Source organism: Roseateles aquae, assembly GCF_032337115.1.
GTDB lineage: Bacteria > Pseudomonadota > Gammaproteobacteria > Burkholderiales > Burkholderiaceae_C > Roseateles_C > Roseateles_C aquae.
Genome location: NZ_JAVXZY010000018.1, coordinates 1 through 19,316, shown reverse-complemented (window position 1 = coordinate 19,316; position 19,316 = coordinate 1). Strand labels below are relative to the sequence as shown.

Here is a 19,316-nt window from a genome sequence, read left to right as displayed (position 1 = left end):
CGCTGCTCGGCTGTCGGGCCACCAGCCCGACCTTCGCAGCGCGCCTACGTGGCAGCCCCATTTCTCCCAACCACGGCCCACGCCGACTTATGCAGACCTTCCTTAGCACCAGTCTAATACCAATAACAGGATTCTGTTGCGGACCAGCGGGCAAGCCCCAGGGTGCCTGCCGAGCGGAATCGACCCACAATCGCCGCCGTTGCCAGCAAGCCGTGAGTCCGCCCATGTCATTCGTGTTGTTGATCGTTGAACCGCTGGGCCAGCGTGCCGAGCGCGGGCGTGAGGCCGGCGAGCAGGTCTATCAGCGCATGCTGGATTTCAGTGCCGAGCTGGAGGCTCAAGGGATCTTGCGTGGCGTCAGCTCGCTGGGCGCGCGCAGCCAGCGCCTGCAGCGCCGCGCCGGGCAGACCCAGCTGATCGACGGCCCCTTTGCCGAGGCCAAGGAGATGGTCGGCGGCTTCTTCTGGATCGATGTGCCGACCCGTGAGGAGGCGCTGGCGATTGCCGCCCGCTGCCCGGCCGCCGAGTGGGCCACGGTCGAGGTGCGTGGCACCGGGCCCTGCTTCGAAGACTGAGCGAAACTTTTTGGCGCTGCTCGTTGCTCAGCCAAAACAAACCACAGAGCCACAGAGACATAGAGGAATACACGGAGCAAGCCAAGCGCTGGGGCTGTTTACTCTGTGTCTCAGTGGCTCTGTGGTGTGCTTCTGCTTGCCTTCGGTCCGTCAACAACTAACGCCACACCAGCCAATTGTTTGCCGCGGCTGTCGAAACGGCGCCCGCTGCTTCGTCGTGGCTTTCATGGGCCGGGACTGCGGCCCGCAACGAGCTGGAGACTGCCATGCGATTCATGATCATTGTTCGCGCCAATGCGCGCAGCGAAAGCGGCGTGATGCCGCCCCCCGACGATCCGCTTTTTGCTGATATGCACGCCTATCACGAGGAGCTGGCCCGTGCCGGCGTGCTGCTCGATGGCAATGGCCTCAAGCCCAGCAGCCGCGGCTGGCGCATTCGCTACCAGGACGACCAGCGGAGCTTGCGCGACGGCCCTTTTGCCGAGACCAAGGAGCTGATCGCCGGCTACACGCTGATCCAGGTGCGTTCGCGCGAAGAGGCGATGGAATGGGCGCGGCGCTTTCCGGCGCCCTTTGGCAAGACCGGTGACGGCGGCGAGATCGAGGTCCGCGAGCTGTACGAACCGGAAGACTTCGAGCAGCCCCGCTGAGGGCGTGGCAGCTTCCACCCGTAGAAAGACAAAAGCATGTTCAAACTGATTGCCCTGATCCTGCTCGCCGCCCTGCTGCTGCTCGTGGCCTATGCCAGCACCCGGCCCGATGACTTCAAGGTCGAGCGCAGCATCGTCGTGCAGGCCCCGGCCGAGCGCGTGTTCACCATGGTCAACGACCTCGAACAGTTCAACCGCTGGAACCCCTGGCTGCGCAAGGACCCGAAGACGGTGCAACGCTATGGCGACAAGCGCGCCGGCGTGGGCGCTTTCTACGCCTGGGAAAGCCGCGAGATCGGCGTTGGCAGCATGGAGATCAGCGCCAGCCAGCCCAGCACACGGATCGAGATGAAGCTGGACTTCATCCGCCCCTTCGAGGCGCACAACCAGGTGGTCTTCAGCCTGAGCCCCGAGGGGCAGGGCCAGCGCCTGGTCTGGGCGATGAGCGGCAAGAACAATTTCATCGGCAAGCTGATGGGCCTGGTCTTCAATATGGACCGCATGGTCGGCAGCGATTTCGAGGCGGGCCTGGCCGAACTGAAGCAGCTCGCCGAACACACTGAACAAGGACAGCAACCATGAAGATCAAGATCGCCAGCGTGATGGTCGAGGACCAGGAACAGGCGCTGAAGTTCTATACCGAGGTGCTGGGCTTCACCAAGATGGCCGACATCCCGATGGGCGAGACCTATCGCTGGCTGACCGTCGTCTCGCCCGACGGCATCGAAGGCGTGGAACTGGCACTGGAGCCCATGGCCTTCCCCCCGGCACGGGTCTTTCAGAAAGCCCTGTTCGAGGCCGGCATCCCAGCCACTGCGTTTGTGACCGATGCGCTGGACGCCGAGGTTGCGCGCCTGCGCGAACGTGGCCTGCAGTTCCGCGGCGAGATCGCCGACATGGGGCCGATCCGCGCCATCATGTTCGCCGATGGCTGCGGCAATCTGATCCATCTGGTCGAACCCAAGGTCTGAGATGGCACCCCTCGTCCAAGTTGAAACTTGGCCGGTCCCCCGAGGGGACGGCGATGCTTGCCGGGATCGACCGGCAAGCACATCGCCAGTGCGGGCCGGCTTGGGAGCGGCCCGGCGCGCGGCCCGCGAATCGCAGGCATCGTCGGTGTCCCGATTGAGACTTTGATACAGGATATGAGCAGCGGCAATTCGGCCGCCACACGCAGCGAGGTCGAACGCAGCATCGCGGCGGTCTGGCGGCTGGAGTCGGCCAAGATCATCGCGGTGCTGGCGCGGATGCTGCGCGACGTCGGCCTGGCCGAGGAGTTGGCGCAGGACGCGCTGCTGGCCGCGCTTGAGCATTGGCCTGTTGACGGCTTGCCCGACAAACCGGCCGCCTGGCTGATGACCACGGCCAAGCACCGCGCGCTGGACCGCCTGCGTGCCGAGGCGATGCAGGCGCGCAAACATGAAGAGTTAGGCCAGGACATGCTGGCCCGCGGCGATGCGGTGGTGCCCGATTTCGTCGACGGCCTCGATGCCGCCCGTGCCGACGATATCGGCGACGACCTGCTGCGCCTGATCTTCACCGCCTGCCATCCGCTGCTCTCGCGCGATGCCCGCGTGGCGCTGACGCTGCGCCTGCTCGGCGGGCTCAGCACCGAGGACATCGCCCGCGGCTTTCTGGCCAACGAGGCCACCATCGCCCAGCGCATCGTTCGCGCCAAGCGCACGCTACAGGCCGCACAAGTGCCCTTTGAGGTGCCGCAGGCGCAGGAGCGCCAGCAGCGCCTGGCCTCGGTGCTGGAGGTGATTTACCTGATCTTCAACGAGGGCTATACCGCCACCGCCGGCGCCGACTGGATGCGCCCGGCGCTGTGCGACGAGGCGTTGCGCCTGGGCCGCGTGCTGGCCGCGCTGATGCCGGATGAGGCCGAGGTACTGGGCCTGGTCGCCTTGATGGAGATCCAGGCTTCGCGCAGCGCGGCACGGCTCGACGCGCGCGGCGAACCGGTGCTGCTGCTGGCCCAGGATCGCGGCCGCTGGGACCACCTGCTGATCCGCCGCGGCCTGACCGCGCTGGCCCAGGCCCAGCAGCAGGCCCGTGCGCGCGGCGAGAGCCTGGGGCCCTATGCGCTGCAGGCCGCCATTGCCGCCTGTCACGCCCGCGCGCCGCGCGCCGAAGACACCGACTGGCTGGCCATCCTGGCGCTGTACGACGCACTGGCCGAGCTGCAGCCCTCGCCGGTGGTCGAGCTCAACCGCGCCGTTGCGCTCAGCATGGCCAGCGGCCCGGGCCTGGGACCGGCGGCGGCGCTGGCCATCGTTGACGAACTGGCCGCCGAACCGGCGCTGCAGCGCTATCCCTGGCTGGCCAGCGTGCGCGGCGATCTGCTGGCCCGGCTGGGCCGCGCCAGCGAGGCCGCAGCCGCCTTCGAGCTGGCCGCTGACTTGAGCCGCAACGAGGCCGAAGCGCGGCTGATGCGTCAGCGAGCGGCGCAGCTGAAAGCCTGACAGCCGCGCTTCCTGCTTGATAGGGCCCCTTGGTGCTGCAGCGAACAGACCGTCGCGGCGCCAGCCGCGACCCTGCGCTGGCGCGTGCCAGCACATCCGGTGTTGTCGGGCGCGAGCCACTTCAAGAAGGATCACCCATCATGACTCTGCACCTCAAGTCCGGCGCCATCGCGCTGGCGCTGGCCGCCATCGGCGGCGGCGCTCTGGCCACCGACCTGCCCTCTGAAAGCATCACCAGCTCGGTCGGCTTCAACAGCTTCTTCGGCGGCACCCTGCTCGACAGCGCCGTGACCTTCATCAGCAATTCCAGCTATAACGGCATCGCGCGAACCGCTGTCTATGACACCGGCAGCGGCCTGGATTTCTACTATCAGTTCAGCAACGACATCAGCTCCAAGAACGGCATCGAGCGCTTCAGTGCTTATGACTTCAGCAGCGTTGGTTCGGGCACCGTGCTGCAGGTCTACCAGACCAACCAGGCCTTCGGCATCTTCTCGACCGGCACCGAGTCGTCCGACTACGCCGATCGCAGCAATCTTGGCGTGATTGGCTTCAGCTTCGTACCGAATGGCTTGTCCAAGATCAACCCCGGCACGACCAGCTTCACGCAGATCATCCGCACCTCGGCACGCAGCTATGTGCCGGGCAGCTTCGGTCTGCTGGATGGCATTGGTGACAACGCCGCCGGCTTTGCGCCCTCGGCGGTGCCCGAGCCGCAGACCTATCTGCTGATGCTGGCCGGCATGGGCGTGATCGGCTACATCGCGCGGCGCCGCCGTTCAGACCAAGCCGGCTGACATCCTGCTCCCGCGGGCCTGATACGCCAATTGTTCCATTTGGCGCATCAGTGCATTGAATTTGACGGTAATTCTATTTTTTCACCGCAGCAAACATAGTTCAGTCCATGCAGCGCGATCCCCGCGCTCACCACCAGGACTGAAATCATGAGCCGCATCACCGTCATCGATCACCACAACGCCAACGCCGAACAACGCACGCTGCTGGACGCCATCCAGGGCCAGCTCGGCATGGTGCCCAACTTCCTCAAGGTCTTCGCCAACTCGCCGGTCGCGCTGCAAGCGTTTCTGGGCCTGCATGGCGTGGCCAATGCCGGCTCGCTGAGCCCGCTGACCCGCGAACGCATCGCTCTGGCGCTGGCCCAGCAAAGCAGCTGCGAATACTGCCTGTCGGCCCACACGGCCATCGGCCGCAAGGCCGGGCTGAGCAACGACGAGATCGCCGCCAACCGCGCCGGCGCCAGCGAGGACGCCAAGGCCGCCGTCGCGGTGAAGCTGGCGCGCAGCCTGGCCGAGCACAAGGGCGAGATCACCACCGCCGAACTGCTGGAAGCCCGCGAAGCCGGCTACAGCGATGCCGATATCGTCGAGATCATCACCCACGTGGGCATGAATCTGCTGACCAATATCCTGGGCAAGGCCAGCCGCGTCGAGATCGACTTCCCCAAGGTCGCGCTGCACAGCGTCTGAGTCCACACTGACTGACGCCTGATAGGCCAGCGCCCTCGCGGTGCTGGCCGCGCTGACTTCACCCTCTCGCATTTGGAGCCCGCCATGAGCCGCGCCTACTCGGACATCGCCTTCACGCCCACCGTCCGCGCCATGCAGACCCGCATGGGCAGCCGTGCCGCCTATGCGCCGCTGGACCACACCGACGACCGCCGCGACCGCCTCGGCGAGCGCGAGGCCGAGTTCATTCACGCGCGCGACGGCTTCTACCAGGCCACCGTCAGCGAGACCGGCTGGCCCTATGTGCAGTTCCGCGGCGGCCCGGCGGGCTTTCTGAAGGTGCTGGACGAAAAGACGCTGGGCTTTGCCGACTTTCGCGGCAATGTGCAGTACATCAGCGTCGGCAATCTGCAGGGCAACGACCGCATCTCCATCATCCTGATGGACTACGCCAACCAGCGCCGGCTGAAGATACTCGGCCGCGTGCACCTGGTCAGCGAGGCCGAAGACCCGGCGCTGATTGCCCGGCTGGAGCTGCCGCATTACCGCGCGCCGGTCGAGCGCGGCTTCATCATCACCGTTGAAGCCTACGACTGGAACTGCCCCAAGCACATCACGCCGCGCTACACCGAGGCCGAGGTCGAGGAGGCCGTCACCCCGCTGCGTGAGGCGCTGGAAAAGGCGCGGGCCGAGCTGCAGGCGTTGAAGTCCAAGGCGGCTGACGCTGCTCCGCCGCCAGCCACAGCGCAGACGCTCGGCCAAGGCCCGCTGGCGCTGCGCATCTCCGCCGTGCGCCAGTTGACGCCCCGAGTGCGCGCCTACGAACTGCGCGCGCTCGATGGCGGCGAGCTGCCGCCGGTGCAGGCCGGCGCGCATCTCGATGTGCCGGTGCTGCTGAGATCGCCCGATGGCCGGCTGCTGCCCAGCCAGCGCCGCTATTCGATCAGCTCCAATCCGCGCCGCCGCGATGCCTACGAAATCGCCGTGCTGCGTGAAGAGCAGGGCAGCGGCGGCTCGTTGGCGGTTCACGAGCAGTATCAGCTGGACATGACGCTGCACTGCGCGCTACCCGGCAACGATTTTTCGCTGCGCGCCGACAGCCAGGCACCGGTGCTGCTGATTGCCGGCGGCATCGGCATCACACCGATCAAGGCCATGGCCCAGCAGCTGCAAGCCGCCGGGCGCCGCTTCGTGTTGCACTACGCGATGCGCTCGGCCCGTGAGGCCGCCTATCTGGACCGCCTGCAGCGCGAGTTTGGCAGCGCGCAGCTGAAGCGTTATGCCGCCGATCAGTACGAACGGCTGGACCCCGCCGCCTTGATCGCTGCCGCCACGCCCGACACCGAGATCTACGTCTGCGGCCCGGCCCGGCTGATCGAGGCGGTGCGCGCCGCCGCCGGTGCGGCCGGCATGGCCGGGCAGTTCCATGCCGAGCGCTTCAGCGCGGTCGAGCAGGCGGCTGGCGCCCTGCAGCCCAGCCGCATCACCGTTCATCGCCGGCGCGTCGGCCAGAACGGCACCGAGGCCGTGGACGTGCCGGTCGCCGCGGGGCAGAGCTTGCTCGACGCCGTTGAAGCCGCCGGCCTGCCGGCCCAATCCGGCTGCCGCGCCGGCAGCTGCGGCCAGTGCGCGGTGCAGGTTCTCTCAGGGCGGCCCGAGCATCGCGACAGCGCCCTCAGCCCCGCCGAACGCGCGGCCGGCCGGCTCTGCCTGTGCGTGTCGGGCGGGGAGGATCTGGTGCTGGCGCTGGCGTAGCCGCAGGTCGGGGGCGCTGGCCGCAAGGCTCAGGCCTTCACCTCCACCACCGTTTCGAAGCCGCCGAAGATCATCCGTTTGCCGTCAAAGGGCATCGGCGGGTTGTTGGGGTTGTTCGGGTCCATGCGCGGGTCTTCGAGCATCTTCTTCATGCCGGCGTCGCGTGTGGCCTTGTCGGGCCATTCCACCCAGGAGAAGGCCACCGTCTCTTCGGCCGTGGCCTGAACGGCGCGGCGGAAGTCGGTGAGCTTGCCGTCGGGCACGTCGGTCCCCCAGCTTTCAAGCACCCGTATCGCGCCCAGCTCGATGAACAGCGCGTCGAAATGGCGCGCGTGCTCGATGAACTGCAGCTTGTTGGCGGTGGGAACCGCGATCACAAAACCATCGATGTAAGACATGGGTTCACCCCTGTGAAGTGGAATGGTCGCGCGTCCGCCTGAGGAGGGCGGCTCGCAGCTGATCGACGAACGAGGGCAGGCGAGATCGACATCGCGTGACGAGCAACAGCATATGCGCCCCGCGGCCGCTCAGCAGCGTCGCAGGCGGCACCGGTATACTCGGCCTCGCATACATGGGGTGAAGCTTGACGCGCACGCACTCCAGTCGCCGCGCCTTGCGGCACAAAATGCCCTTTTGGTTTGCAGAGCAGCAGCCAACCGAGCCATCCGGTGCTCCCGCGAGAGAACGCTTCTCGCGGTACTGATTGACCCCTATCTCCAACACCTCCATCTCCATGGGCCGATTTGTCGTTTCGCCCGCGACACACAAGACTGACGGCGGCCGCTTCCTCGCGTCGTTTTCAGTCCAGCGATCCCAGGGCAACGGCAGCTACTGCCGTGTGTTCAGGTTCGACAAGACCTTTGCGTCGCACAACGCCGCCCGGCTGTTTGCGGTCACGCAAGGCTGGTTGCAGACCTCGATGCAACATCCTCCTGAGTGTTAGGGAAGGTCTGCATAAGTCGGCGTGCTCGTCACCGAGCGCATCCAGCCTTTCATCCCATCGGCGACGGGATCATCACCCCACGCCTCTGCACATCGAACGTGCAACACCTTTTTCGAAAGACTCCGCCATGAGCAGCAAAATCTACGTCGGCAATCTGCCCTATTCCGTCACTGACGCCAGCCTGAAGAGCAATTTTTCCGAGTTCGGCAGCGTGACTTCCGCCCGGGTCATGATGGACCGCGACACCGGCACCTCCAAGGGCTTCGGCTTTGTGGAAATGGCCAGCGCCGAGATGGCCGAGGCCGCGATCGCCGCCCTGCACGGCGTGTCGGTGGACGGACGATCCATCGTCGTGACCCTGGCACGCCCTCGCGAAGACAACAAGCGCTCTGACGGCTACAGTCCGGCCGGCTACACCGCGACCAAGCGCAAAGATGTGGGCTACGGCACCGGTGGCTTTGGCGGTGGCCGCTACTGAAACCAGCAGCGCCCCGCTGTTGATGAGAGCCGGCTCCGATGAGCCGGCTTTTTTTCGCGCCACGACCGGCTCGTTGCACTTTTCAGCACGCCGACCGCCAAGGCTTCAGTCGCGGCCCTTGCCGTGGCCCTTGCCATGACCCTTGCCGCGCTCGTGGTCGTGGTCGTCGCCGCCACGGCGACCCTCATCGCCCCGGCCGTAGCGCTCCTGGTACCACTCCTCCCTGATGAAGTAGACCGGCACACCGCAGGCCCGGTATTCGCCGCAGTGCTTGTCCCAATGCTTCTGATGGCCCGGCGGCACGCGCAGGTAGATGGGCTGCGGGCGTACCGCCGCCCGCTGCACCCACACCGGCTCGGCCAGCACCACTGGCGGCGGAGCGGCATTGCCGATGTCGATCCGGCCATAAAAGCCCGGCTGTCCAACCTGGATGGAGACACCGATATCGGCGGCCTGCGCGGCGCCGGCAGCGATGGCCAGCCCGAGCATGGGGACAAGGTACTGCTTCATGGGGAACCTCTGTTTGCTGAAAGCTCTAGAGCCCGACCCTACCCGACCCGGTCGGGCTCAGGCCCTGAGCCTACCCGAAAGCGGGCCGCGCCTTGGGTCCCCGATCATGCGCCATGGCTGCGCTCGCTGATCATGCGATCCAGCGCACAGAGATAGTCGTAGAGATTGTCTTCCGGCCCATTGAGCGCCCGCTTCATGATCCGCTCATGCGGCCACATCTCGATGCCGGCGCCGGTGGTGAAGGTCAGCTTCTCCTGTTCGGGCTGCATGCGGCTGTGCCGCCCCCACTCGCCCGCATGGCGCCGGCGAACCACCTCGGCCAGATAGCCGCCATAGGCGTAGGCGTAGCGCGTGCTGCGCCGTGAAGCCGGGGGCTTCTTGCCGATCAGCCGGCCAAGCAATCCCGGCTGCTGCTTCTCGTCGAACAGCCGATCGAAGGCCGCCTCCAGCTGCTGGACGCTGCTCCAGGAATAGTCGAGCACCAGGCCCTCGGCCGCCGCGTCGGCCACGGCGAACGCCGCGGCCTCCTTCATGGCCTCATCGACCGATGCAAAACTTGCCGGCTTTCCCTCGTTCATTGCTGTGCGTCTCGCTCTTTATCGCTTGTGGATCGAAGAGCTGGGATTCTGCAATGGCGCGCGTTGTGTCCAAAGAAGTGGCCAAAGATGTGGCCAAGGAAGATCCCTGGGCAGGCCTTTCCCGGGCCCAAGACCGAGGCATCTCGGCTTGGTCTTGCTTCGCTGGTCAGGGCATCGATGCGGTCGGTCGCGTTTTCCGGCGCCGGTAGGCGCCGTAGCCCACATGGCCGAGCCAATAGAGCAGCAGTCCCAGGATGAGCGGGGCCGGCAGGAACAGGAAGCCGCGCAGCGTCTTCGGGAACACCTGAGGCTGGCCCAGGAACAGCGCGTTGGCTGCAATGAAGAAGGCCGCGGTCATGCGCCACAGGTGGCGCGCCAGGCGTGTCGCACCACTGACGCCGCGCGCCAGGATCAAGCGCAAATCCCCCAGGGCCGCCAGGGTGCCGATGATGATGAACAGCACGAAGGCGGCGGCCGGCTGACCGTCGAGCTTGCCGTTCGGGCTCTCGGCGGCCAGGACTCCAAGGTAGGCGCTGAAGCCGACGACGCCAAGCGCGGTCAGCAGCAGGCCGTAGTCAAACGCGCCGAACTGACCCGGCTTGCGTTTGACGGCCGCCCAGCTGCTGAGCACCAGGTAGAAGGTCAGCACGCCGGCAATGACCGAGGCCCGCTCGGGTTTGGGCAGGAACGGGGCCACGGTGGCACCGATGGCGGACATGAGCAGCATGGCGACGACGAAGACATTGCCGAGCCGGCGATGCCAACGCGATCCCTTGCGAAACACAAAGACGGCCGCGCCGGCCAGCAGGCCCACCGTGCCAGCACCGATGTGCAGGTACAGCACCACCGCCGCGGCGGCGTGCACCAGCGCCGGACTGGCCGAAGAGACTTCCAGCACACTCATTGCGATTGCCTCGAAAAGAAGGACCAGATCAGGGCCGGACCGTTGGGCTCCATGGGCGACGGGCCCAGCAGGCGGGGGCGACGCGCCCAGGGCTGGGGCAGCCCGTGGCCGGCGCCATGCAGGGTGACCAGCTCGACCTCGCCACGGCCGTCGGCCGCTTGCCAGCGCGCGTGCTCGACACGGGTGCCGTGGGTCGTTGGCGTCAGGCTGAGTTGCGGTTTGCCGGTGATGGCCTTGCGGTCCGCGAAGTACTGGGCCGAGGCGGTGGCGGAGATGACATCCCCCCCCTTGTAGAACAGCCCGAGCAGATTGATCTCGCCGCCGGCATAGGGCACCAGTGGGTCCTCGGTGCCGTTCAGGAGCATGACCGAGGGCGGCTGCCCGACGGGCTGACATTGGAAGTTCTGCGGCGCCGGCACATTGGCCAGTGCGGCGGCCACAGCGCGGAAGCGCTTCGGCTGCTCCAGCGCCAGGCGCAGCGCCATCGAGCCCCCGTTCGACACCCCGGCCGCAAACACGCGCTCGGGATCGACGCCGAGCTCGCCGACCAGCTTCTCCACCAGCGCCGCCAGGAAGCCGGCATCGTCGGCGCGCACGCCGTTCACGGCGGTGTCGCCGATGGAGCTGCAATCGTTCCAGTCGAAACCGAAGGACTTGGGGTAGACCACGGCAAAGCCATGCTGGTCGGCCAGGCGTTCGAAGCCATAGCCGGTGCCCACACGGATGGCCTGCGGGCCCTCACCCGAGCCGTGCATCACCAGCACCAGCGGCGCGCCTTTGGGCAGATTCCTGGGCACATAGCTGCGGTAGCTGCGCTGGATGCCGGCCACCTCGATGCTGCCCTTGCTGAGCGTGCCGGAGAGCTGCGGCAGTTCGGGCGCAGGGGTGTAGAGGAAATAGGCAAACAGGGCCGCCCCGCTCAGCACCAGGGCAAGCAGGCTGATCAGGCTGATCAAAAGAAGGCGCGGAATTCTTTTCATGGCGGTGCGGTGTATGCGGCGAGGTCGCCACTGTGACTGATGCCGGCCTGCCACCGGACTTCAACCGATCAAGCACGCCGCGGCGTTGACGAACCACGGCGGGCCAGGACCAACGACGCCAGTGCTGGCCAGGCCGCCTGCAGCGCCTTTCGTCCCGGCCCGTCGTCGTTGAGAACCGGCACGGCGTGTCTCGTCGGAGCCGCCGGGAAGGCGGTCGAGCGACCCAAAACAATTGCCCCCGTCGCTGGTCCAGACCTTCCTTAGAAGTCCAAACCGCCAAGATCCTCCCAGAAAGCCCTCCAAGATGAAAATGCCCCACACCCGCAGCACCCGTTTGATCACCGCCCTCCTTGCCGTGCTGAGCGTTGGCGCCTCGATGGACAGTGCGCAAGCCGCCGTCTTCAAGGACGCCCAGCTGGAGTCACTGCACGAGGCCGGCAAGTTCGCAGAACTTGAACAGCAGGCCCAAACCCGCCTGAAGGCCAACCCTGCCGATGCCGAGGCCAGCGCCGCTCTGGTGTTGGGCCAAAGCTTGGCAGACCCCGCCAACGCCCAGCGCCTGGAGGCCGCGGCGCAGCAGGCCAGGCTCTGCATCCAGCAGCACCCGAACGTGGCCGTCTGCCATCTGGCGGCAGCGCAGAACCTCAGCCTGCAGATGCTCAATATGGGCATGGCCAAGGCGATGCGCAGCGTGGGCAGCTTGAAGGACGCATGGATTCGCACCCTGGAGTTGGAGCCGACCAGCGTCACGGCCCGGGTGCAGCTGGCCAAGCTCTACATCACGCTGCCCGGCATGATGGGCGGCAGCACCGCCAAGGCGATGGAGCTGGAGGCGGCCGTGCGCAACAGCCAGCCCGAGACGGCGCGCATCATTCGCGTGCACATCGCGGCCGAGGCCAAGAAGTGGGGCGAGATGGAAACCGAGTTGCTGGCGCTCAAGGGCGCCAAGGACTCCGCCCTGCTCGAGGAAGTGCGCGATGCCACCATGGAGCTCGCCCTCGTCTACCTGAAGGACGGCAAGGACCTGGCCAAGGCCAGGAGTCTGTATGAGTTCCTGCAGCGCGAACAACCCAGCCGGGCCGCCGGCTTTTACGGCGCGGCGCGTGTGCAGGCCGCCCTGGGGCAGCTGGACGAAGCCATTCGCCTGTTCGAGCGCGCCAGGACGCTCGCCGGCGCGGACGACTACCCGATCGACCACCGCCTTGGCGACGCCCTCCTCGCCAAGGGCGACAAGGCGCAGGCCAAGGCGGTCTATGAGCGTTTCATCGCCAACAAGCGCGCCAAGCCGGCCAATGTCGAAACCGTGCGCAAGAGCCTGGCCAAGCTTGGCTGAGCCAAGCCCCGCAACCCAATACTGAGATCACTCCCATGAACGATGTTCCTCTCTGGCGCTTGAATCTGCTGCGCGCCTTTTATCTGCTGGTCACCGTCGGTCTGGCGCTCAGCTTCGGCCCCTCGATGTTTCAACACAGCGATCTCTGGGCCCAGCGCAAGGGTGAGACAGCGGCGCTGCTGAGCGGCCTGGCCATCCTCTGCGTCTGGGGTCTGCGCTATCCGCTGCAACTCTTGCCCCTGCTGATCTTTGAGCTGATCTGGAAGACGGTCTGGCTCGCGGCGATTGCCTACCCGCTGTGGCGAGCCGGCGCCATCACACCAGCTGTGCAAGGCACCGCTGAAGCCTGCTTGATGGGCGTGGTGCTCACGCCCCTGGTGCTGCCCTGGCGCTACATCGCGCACCACTATTTCCGCAAGCCAGCCGAACGCTTTCGCTAGGGCCTGTTAAGACCACGGCTGCCAAAGCCCCCTAATATCCAGTCCAGATGACTTCCAGCCCCTACGCCCAGCTCAAGGCGCTAGCCGAGCCGACATCCAACTGGCGCGCCGTATTCAGTTGGCGGCGCGTGCGCACCGTCACCATCATCTGCGCACTCTTTGTGCTGCTGTTCAGCTTCGGTTGGAATGGCTCGATGTGGCATCTGGTGGCGCGGGTGTTTGGCGTGGGCCTGGCGCTGCTGCTGGTCTTCGGCCTGTTCGAGCAATGGCCGCGCCGCCTGCCCAGATGGCTGGCGCGCTGGGCCCTGCAGGTGGCGGCCGTCGGGGCAACCGTGCCGCTGGCCTTGTTCCTGGCCTTTCTCTTGAGCAATGCACCCGGCGCGCTGCCATTCTGGAAGACCGCTCGCCTGGAAGGCTACATGACCTTCACCTTCCTGGGCATGCTGGTAGCGCCCTGGACGGCGCTGGCGGCCCTGCTGCGTCAACGCGAGGCCAAAGTGGAAAAGCAGGCGATCGACTTCGAGCTGGAGCGCAGCGAGATGGCCCGGCAGGCGCTCGACGCGCGCATGCGCCTGCTTACCGCGCAGGCCCAGCCGCATTTCCTCTTCAACACCCTGGCCAATGTGCAGGCCCTGGTGGAAGGCGGCTCGCCGCGCGCGCCCAAACTGCTGCAAAGCCTGACCGGGTATCTGCGCGCCGCTGTGCCGCGCCTGGATGGGTCGGCCAACACCCTGGGCCAGGAGCTGGAGCTGGTGCGCGCCTACCTGGAACTGATGCAGATGCGCATGCCCGACCGGCTGACCTTTGCACTGCATGTCGGCCCCGGGGTTCACCTGCTGAGCTGCCCGCCGATGACGCTGCTGACCCTGGTCGAGAATGCCGTCCAGCATGGCATCGATCCCAGCGAGGAGGGCGGCCGCATCGACGTCCATGCCGAGTTGCTGGAGGCGCGGCGCTGCCGCCTGCGCGTGGTTGATACCGGCGTGGGCCTGCAAGCCAGCGGCGGCGGTCTGGGCACCGGACTGGCGGCCCTGCGTGAACGCCTGCTGTGGGCCTACGGCGGCAGCGCGACCCTGACGCTGAGCGAGGTCACCCCGCACGGTGTGCAAGCAACGATCGAGTTTTCCGAGAAGCCATGAAGCCTACCGCCCTGATCGCCGACGACGAGCCGCTGCTGCGCGAGATTCTTGAAGCCCGATTGGCAGCCGCCTGGCCGGAATTGCAAATCGTGGCGCAGGCCCGCAATGGCCGCCAGGCCATTGAGCTGTTCGAGCAGCACCAGCCGGCCATCTGCTTTCTGGACGTGCACATGCCGGGCCTGAGCGGCGTCGAGGTCGCGCGGCAAGTGGGCAAGCGCGCCCACCTGGTGTTCGTCACCGCCTTCGACCAGTACGCGCTGGAAGCCTTTCAACATGGCGTGCTGGACTACCTGGTCAAGCCGGTCACGGCGGAGCGCCTGGCCGAAACGGTGGAGCGCCTGAAGGCGCGCCTGCAGCAGGCCCAACCGGCCGTGCACAGCGAGCAGTTGCTGAGCCAATTGGCGGCGCGGCTCAAGCTGGACCAGCCCAAGCCGCTGGACTGGATCCGTGCCACCGTGGGCTCATCGCTGCGCATGATCCCGATTGACGATATCGACTACCTCAAGAGCGACACCAAGTACACCTTGGTGGCCTATCGAGACGAAGGCCAGCCGGCCGAGGCATTGATCCGCACGCCGCTCAAGGAGCTGCTTGCCCAGCTCGACCCCGCGCACTTCGCCCAGGTGCACCGTTCGGTGATCGTCAATCTGCGCTCGATCCGTCGCGTCACGCGGGGCGAGAACGAGACTGCCGACATCGAGCTCAAAGGCCGCAACGAGCGCCTCGGGGTGAGCAGGAGCTACCTGCACCTCTTCAAGGAAATGTGAGGCGCCCGGGGCACGATGGCCCGGTGTGGCGACAAGGCTAGAGCGTGGGGCGCGCGCTCAGGCCACGGGGTCACGCATTCGCCGCCCCCGTCAAGTCGCAAACACACGCCCCGAATTCGCCTCGATGCCCCCGGCCGCTGCATCGGCAACTAAACAGAATAACGATTAAACAACAAGCCCTTCCAACGTTTACGGAAGAGCACCAAGGTGCCCGCCAGCAGCGGCATGAGCAAATTAAAGGAGAGAATTTTCTCGCCATCGTGATCGACAAATGGCGTCATGTTCGAAGACATCGTCGCGGCATGAAAGCCGCGATCGTAATTCGCACCAACGACCTGCCCTTGGTTATTGATTGCATTGGTCACATACAGCGCTTTGCCGCTTGGATGCAGATTCATTTTCTGATCACGCCACACAAAGGCCAGGCGGCGATCGCCCAAGCGCTCGCCAGCGAGTTTTACCGTGCCCACGACATGGCCAGCGTTATTGATGCCGGTGGCATAACTATCGCCATGACCGATGATCGCGCCGAGATCCTTCATCTCCTTGCCATCGAATAAAAAGGCATGCCAGCTGCGATCCTTCATTTCAGAGGTGCCGACCACCCAGCCATCGTCATTGATCGCGGCGGCAGAACTGAAGCGTCCGCCCAGCGTGCCCAAGTCGATCATGCCGCGTTTGGCGTCATAGAAAAACGCATGTCGAAAACCGCCACGGTCCATCGCTGTGCCCACGACTTGGCCATGATTGTTGATGCCGCTGGCATAGCTGATCTTGCCGCCCAAGGTGCCCAGGTCTTGCATAGCCTTGCCGGGCTGAGACAGGAATGCATGCCACTGCCCGTCCGGCGTGTCGGCAAAGCCAACCGCCTCACCGCGATTGTTCAATCCCGTCCCATTGGTACTGAAGCCACCCAGCGTGCCGAGTTCGCGCATACCTTTGGCGCGGCTGTAAACAAAAGCCGCCCAGCTGCCATTTGCCTTTTGTGCTGAGCCAATGATCTCGCCATGATCATTGATGCCTTTGCTTTCACTCTCGATGCCGCCGAGCGTGCCCAACCGAATCAATTGACCGTTTTCCCAATACGCAGCGTGATGTCCGCCGTTTGCGTCTTTCAACACCACCGCAACCTGACCGGCAGCATTCATATCGTAGGCAATCGATTCGCCACGACCGACTTCTTCTATTTTCAAAGGGCGCACTTCAGCCGATGCATCGATAACTGCAATTGCAAGGAACGTGAACAGGACGCGAGTACAAAACAGCTGATGCATGGTTCTCCCTCTAAAAAGATATGGCGGAGCGGATGGCTTGGGCAGGTCCGCTTGAGTCGATGGGGACGTGGAAAACACGCTCCAAGCCTTGCCTAGACGCAAGCCGCGCCGGCTTCAAAGCCCTTGCTTTGGAATTAACTTGCCGGTATCGGTGCTGTAGCGATTGTGATCGGCGACCAGCCGGCGAGTGACATCGGCATGCAATTCATCCTCCAGGCCAAAGCCAGTGGCGTAGCCTCTAAGCGCTTCTTCGCTGGTCCGGGCATAGGCGCGATGTTCCGCGTCTTCCAGTTCGCCATCGCTGATCGTCTGGTTCACATTGCCCTGGATCATTGCCAGCGCCGGCAGTGCATGGGCATGCCACTCATGCAAGAAGGTGGCATAGATCTCGGCGGGATCGGCGTTCTTCTCATTCAAATTCAGCGTGAGGTAAACGCAGTAGAACTCATTGCTATCGAACTGATGCGGCAGCCTGACCGGTTGCCAGACATCGCCGTCATCCAGCTGATAGACGGACGTTGAACCCAGGCTGGTGCCCGGCCCGGTGGAGACTGGCTGAAGGACGCAGTTGACCTTATCCAAATCCCTGAAGCCCGAGCCTTCGACAAAGCCGCGGATCATGTCGGCACACTGGGCCCACAGCGCTCCGGCACGTTGGGTGGGCCTTTTGTCGAAATCATTGACGCTAGCCGCACGCTGCACCACAGGCTCACTCGCTGCCGCCCTGAGTTGCGCAAGCTGCTGCCGCTGCGTTGCCATCCGCGGCCCGGCGGCGTGGCGCTGGAGGGTCAGGTCTTGCTGGGATGGCGCGGTGGAGTGGCCGGAACTTGAGCGCTGTGCGGCAGCGTGGCTTTGCAGCGCAGAGGCTTGGGGCTGGCGTGGCTGGTGCATGGCAAAGTGCCCTTCTGGCGAATTGGCGAGGTTCGGGGAGTATCGCTAGGCGGCTAAGACAGTGGACGTTAGGGCTGCTTTAGGCTGATCTCGGTCGTTCGACCATGGACGCCGGATGACTGCTGCTGTCAGAAGCGGTCGACCGACTTGGCGCGGCCTGACTGGCGGCTTCGCCCCTGGAACCGGTCGTCGGGCCTGACGCTCACACGCGAACTGGTCCAGTGCCCGCTATCGCGTCACGCGACCGTCGCAGATCGACCCATTGCGGCCCTCGGATGCAACGACCCCGCATCGCTGAAACGGCAGTCCAAAGTTTGAGCGAATCGGCCCGCGGCGGCAGGTCGTTGCGGGTTCGGGCGAGCGGCTGGTCAGGCACGCGGTGCCTCAAGCAGCGCAATTAGCTTGGCGACAAGCGGAGAGAACTTTAGGTGGCCGCTATCGTCATATGTAGGTTCAGCGGTTGTAATGAGCCCCAGGGTAACCAGGCCAAGGACAACATGCCCATCAGTCGTGCTGGGCTTTACAACAAGCGTGTTCCGCTCATCGCCGGCATGAGTAGTCTCATTTAACCAAATTCGGTCGTACTCGAAATTTCGCAGAAGAAAGTCCGCTTCTTCAAACGAAATGTCTCGGATGATTCGACTGAGGAAGACAGCCTCCTGTGAAGGGAGCTCAGCCGCAGTCATTCCGTTCTGCACTGCGTTTCTGAGCAGCGCCATCTTCTCTTCGCTTGTTGTGTGAAGGAGTGCGAGAACGGTTTCGTTAATTAATTTGAACTGTTGATCAGTCAAATTCTCAAGCTGCTCCTCGTGCCTCTCGAGCAGATCATTCATCTCCCGAAGAGTCGCTTCGACTCGCAGCTTCTGCCGCTCCGCGGCAAGTGACTTGCTAAGCACTGGGAGTAATGCTGCAAGTGGGGTACCAGCCGCAGCAGCGACCGCAGTCAGTGCAGACTCAGTCACGAGACTGCCTGAGACTCGCTCAATGACGGACGGAGGTTTATTCGCAGCCATTGGTAAGTGCCTAACGCCACAGGCAAGCGGCGCCGGAGCCGAAGGCGGAGGGCACCAACAAGGGCCATGAAAATGCCGAAGGCCTTGCCCTTGTTGGCGTCCGCTTGACCGCCCAGTTAGGCCGCGCACCCCTCCGCGCTGGCTCAAATGTGGTCTTATTTGGTGTCGTGAGTGTCATGTTTGCCTTGAGGCGGCGAATTCAGAGGAAAGGCTGACTGCGGCATGGTACTAAGTGCCAAGAGCCGATTGAATAGCTTTTCTTCGGCTGCGACTGGCGCCACCATGTTTTGTAGCCCAAAGAATGCTGCCAGGTAACCACAACCTGCATGAAGGACTGCAACGAAGATTTCCTCTAGCTGCCTAACGTTGCCGGCGATGAATGCCTCAGTACTCGCCTCTTCGTTCTTGTATGCGGAGTAGAAGTAGCTCGCTCCAAACGGGGAGCCATGGATGACCTCTGACGACAGCGAGTAGATTAGACCGTAGCCAGCAAGTAAGCGATAGCCCGCTTTCCGGCCTGCTAGTTCACCAACCCGTCTGATTCGACTTGGCACATCCAAGTTGGTCCAACTACCGTTTCCCTTGCCGGCGAACTCGGGAAACTTCGTGGCAAGTGTTGATTCAGGATCTGGGTCTGAACGAACTTCGATCGAGAACTCGCCGCTTCCAAACTTCCGGTTGTGATGACGCCACGCGGCATAGTCGATGTACCGGATGGCTCTATTTGCTACGTCGTTCCCCTCGCATAGCAGGTAACTCGCATTGACGAATGATTCAATTGCGGAGCGAGCAATTGGATATGCGTCACGGGCAGGAATTCCTCTCTGCTTGGCGATACGCAGCAGGGACTCCACTGACTGGCCAGCGCCCATTGCCAGCAAAGTACTTGTGCGACGCTGGGCGTCCGCGAGACTGCAAGTAAGAGTCTCACCCTCGAACTCTGCGGGCCCTTCGGAAGCAACGAAGAGTGCTAGCCGTAAGAACTCCTGTTGAAGCATTGCGAGGCCGCGTAGCGCGTCAACAAGCGGCAGTTTGAAACGCCCCGGGTTCCGCGGAGGCCAGTTGGTTTAAGTCAGACGGTCGCGGCCTGACCAGCGCGTTGACGATGGTAATTGGCTTCGAACTCGGCAGGCGGGACGTGATCGAGCGGCCCCA

At 64.5% G+C, this 19,316-nt stretch carries 23 protein-coding genes; 14 read left to right on the top strand and 9 right to left on the bottom strand.

The window, feature by feature from the left end:
* The first annotated feature begins 224 nt into the window (after nucleotides 1–224).
* The 8 genes from RQP53_RS24455 (at nucleotide 225) to RQP53_RS24420 (ending at nucleotide 6,911) form a co-directional block, all read left to right on the top strand.
* Nucleotides 225–575, top strand: a complete 351-nt coding sequence (locus RQP53_RS24455) for a YciI family protein (RefSeq protein ID WP_315653357.1) — start codon at nucleotides 225–227, stop codon at nucleotides 573–575.
* 266 nt (nucleotides 576–841) lie between these two features.
* Nucleotides 842–1,225, top strand: a complete 384-nt coding sequence (locus tag RQP53_RS24450; RefSeq protein ID WP_315653356.1) for a YciI family protein — start codon at nucleotides 842–844, stop codon at nucleotides 1,223–1,225.
* Between the two features lie 36 nt (nucleotides 1,226–1,261).
* Entirely contained in the window at nucleotides 1,262–1,807 is a 546-nt protein-coding gene (locus RQP53_RS24445; RefSeq protein WP_315653355.1) for an SRPBCC family protein, read from the top strand.
* Nucleotides 1,804–2,196: a VOC family protein gene (locus RQP53_RS24440; RefSeq protein ID WP_315653354.1), complete on the top strand. Its 393-nt coding sequence runs from the start codon at nucleotides 1,804–1,806 to the stop codon at nucleotides 2,194–2,196. Before RQP53_RS24445 ends, RQP53_RS24440 begins: the two co-directional genes overlap by 4 nt.
* Nucleotides 2,197–2,370: 174 nt before the next feature.
* Entirely contained in the window at nucleotides 2,371–3,690 is a 1,320-nt protein-coding gene (locus tag RQP53_RS24435; protein WP_315653353.1) for an RNA polymerase sigma factor, read from the top strand.
* A gap of 140 nt (nucleotides 3,691–3,830) precedes the next feature.
* Nucleotides 3,831–4,487, top strand: coding sequence for a PEP-CTERM sorting domain-containing protein (locus RQP53_RS24430; RefSeq protein WP_315653352.1), 657 nt, complete (start codon nucleotides 3,831–3,833; stop codon nucleotides 4,485–4,487).
* Nucleotides 4,488–4,634: 147 nt separating this feature from the next.
* Entirely contained in the window at nucleotides 4,635–5,177 is a 543-nt protein-coding gene (locus tag RQP53_RS24425; RefSeq protein WP_315653351.1) for a carboxymuconolactone decarboxylase family protein, read from the top strand.
* Nucleotides 5,178–5,261: 84 nt separating this feature from the next.
* On the top strand, nucleotides 5,262–6,911 hold the full coding sequence (locus RQP53_RS24420) for a 2Fe-2S iron-sulfur cluster-binding protein (RefSeq protein WP_315653350.1): 1,650 nt from the start codon (nucleotides 5,262–5,264) through the stop codon (nucleotides 6,909–6,911).
* A 29-nt stretch (nucleotides 6,912–6,940) separates the two neighbouring features.
* Here the strand turns inward: RQP53_RS24420 and RQP53_RS24415 are convergent, their stop codons facing one another.
* Nucleotides 6,941–7,309 carry a DUF1428 domain-containing protein gene (locus RQP53_RS24415; protein ID WP_315653349.1) on the bottom strand — a complete coding sequence of 123 codons (369 nt, stop codon included), beginning with the start codon at nucleotides 7,307–7,309 and terminating at the stop codon, nucleotides 6,941–6,943.
* 335 nt (nucleotides 7,310–7,644) lie between these two features.
* Between RQP53_RS24415 and RQP53_RS24410 the strand changes: the two genes are divergently transcribed.
* The gene (locus RQP53_RS24410; protein ID WP_315653348.1) at nucleotides 7,645–7,854 is read left to right on the top strand and encodes a hypothetical protein; all 210 of its coding nucleotides are present in this window, start codon (nucleotides 7,645–7,647) and stop codon (nucleotides 7,852–7,854) included.
* A gap of 127 nt (nucleotides 7,855–7,981) precedes the next feature.
* Nucleotides 7,982–8,332 carry an RNA-binding regulator gene (gene rbp / locus RQP53_RS24405; protein ID WP_315653347.1) on the top strand — a complete coding sequence of 117 codons (351 nt, stop codon included), beginning with the start codon at nucleotides 7,982–7,984 and terminating at the stop codon, nucleotides 8,330–8,332.
* A 105-nt stretch (nucleotides 8,333–8,437) separates the two neighbouring features.
* On the opposite strand, the gene RQP53_RS24400 is transcribed toward rbp, so the two are convergent.
* From RQP53_RS24400 to RQP53_RS24385, 4 genes are all read right to left on the bottom strand, one after another.
* Nucleotides 8,438–8,842, bottom strand: coding sequence for a hypothetical protein (locus tag RQP53_RS24400; RefSeq protein ID WP_315653346.1), 405 nt, complete (start codon nucleotides 8,840–8,842; stop codon nucleotides 8,438–8,440).
* A gap of 104 nt (nucleotides 8,843–8,946) precedes the next feature.
* The gene (locus RQP53_RS24395) at nucleotides 8,947–9,420 is read right to left on the bottom strand and encodes a hypothetical protein (protein WP_315653345.1); all 474 of its coding nucleotides are present in this window, start codon (nucleotides 9,418–9,420) and stop codon (nucleotides 8,947–8,949) included.
* Nucleotides 9,421–9,586: 166 nt separating this feature from the next.
* Nucleotides 9,587–10,324, bottom strand: coding sequence for a DUF2306 domain-containing protein (locus RQP53_RS24390; protein ID WP_315653344.1), 738 nt, complete (start codon nucleotides 10,322–10,324; stop codon nucleotides 9,587–9,589).
* Nucleotides 10,321–11,304 (bottom strand): CE1 family esterase, encoded by a 984-nt coding sequence (locus tag RQP53_RS24385; RefSeq protein ID WP_315653343.1) that lies wholly within the window; start codon nucleotides 11,302–11,304, stop codon nucleotides 10,321–10,323. Before RQP53_RS24385 ends, RQP53_RS24390 begins: the two co-directional genes overlap by 4 nt.
* Before the next feature lie 304 nt (nucleotides 11,305–11,608).
* On the opposite strand from RQP53_RS24385, the gene RQP53_RS24380 reads away from it, so the two are divergent.
* Genes RQP53_RS24380 through RQP53_RS24365 form a run of 4 tightly spaced genes read left to right on the top strand, consistent with a single transcriptional unit; the run spans nucleotide 11,609 to nucleotide 14,983 of the window.
* Nucleotides 11,609–12,637 (top strand): tetratricopeptide repeat protein, encoded by a 1,029-nt coding sequence (locus RQP53_RS24380; protein WP_315653342.1) that lies wholly within the window; start codon nucleotides 11,609–11,611, stop codon nucleotides 12,635–12,637.
* A 35-nt stretch (nucleotides 12,638–12,672) separates the two neighbouring features.
* Nucleotides 12,673–13,077, top strand: coding sequence for a hypothetical protein (locus tag RQP53_RS24375; protein WP_315653341.1), 405 nt, complete (start codon nucleotides 12,673–12,675; stop codon nucleotides 13,075–13,077).
* Between the two features lie 47 nt (nucleotides 13,078–13,124).
* Nucleotides 13,125–14,216, top strand: a complete 1,092-nt coding sequence (locus RQP53_RS24370; protein WP_315653340.1) for a sensor histidine kinase — start codon at nucleotides 13,125–13,127, stop codon at nucleotides 14,214–14,216.
* The gene (locus RQP53_RS24365; RefSeq protein ID WP_315653339.1) at nucleotides 14,213–14,983 is read left to right on the top strand and encodes a LytR/AlgR family response regulator transcription factor; all 771 of its coding nucleotides are present in this window, start codon (nucleotides 14,213–14,215) and stop codon (nucleotides 14,981–14,983) included. Before RQP53_RS24370 ends, RQP53_RS24365 begins: the two co-directional genes overlap by 4 nt.
* Nucleotides 14,984–15,132: 149 nt before the next feature.
* On the opposite strand, the gene RQP53_RS24360 is transcribed toward RQP53_RS24365, so the two are convergent.
* The 4 genes from RQP53_RS24360 to RQP53_RS24345 all read right to left on the bottom strand — a co-directional run bounded on the left by RQP53_RS24360 (nucleotide 15,133) and on the right by RQP53_RS24345 (nucleotide 19,015).
* Nucleotides 15,133–16,257: an HAF repeat-containing protein gene (locus tag RQP53_RS24360; RefSeq protein WP_315653338.1), complete on the bottom strand. Its 1,125-nt coding sequence runs from the start codon at nucleotides 16,255–16,257 to the stop codon at nucleotides 15,133–15,135.
* A gap of 114 nt (nucleotides 16,258–16,371) precedes the next feature.
* On the bottom strand, nucleotides 16,372–17,148 hold the full coding sequence (locus tag RQP53_RS24355) for a hypothetical protein (protein WP_315653337.1): 777 nt from the start codon (nucleotides 17,146–17,148) through the stop codon (nucleotides 16,372–16,374).
* 368 nt (nucleotides 17,149–17,516) lie between these two features.
* Entirely contained in the window at nucleotides 17,517–17,981 is a 465-nt protein-coding gene (locus RQP53_RS24350) for a hypothetical protein (protein ID WP_315653336.1), read from the bottom strand.
* 335 nt (nucleotides 17,982–18,316) lie between these two features.
* Nucleotides 18,317–19,015, bottom strand: a complete 699-nt coding sequence (locus tag RQP53_RS24345) for a DUF5677 domain-containing protein (protein ID WP_315653335.1) — start codon at nucleotides 19,013–19,015, stop codon at nucleotides 18,317–18,319.
* Nucleotides 19,016–19,316 lie beyond the last annotated feature (301 nt).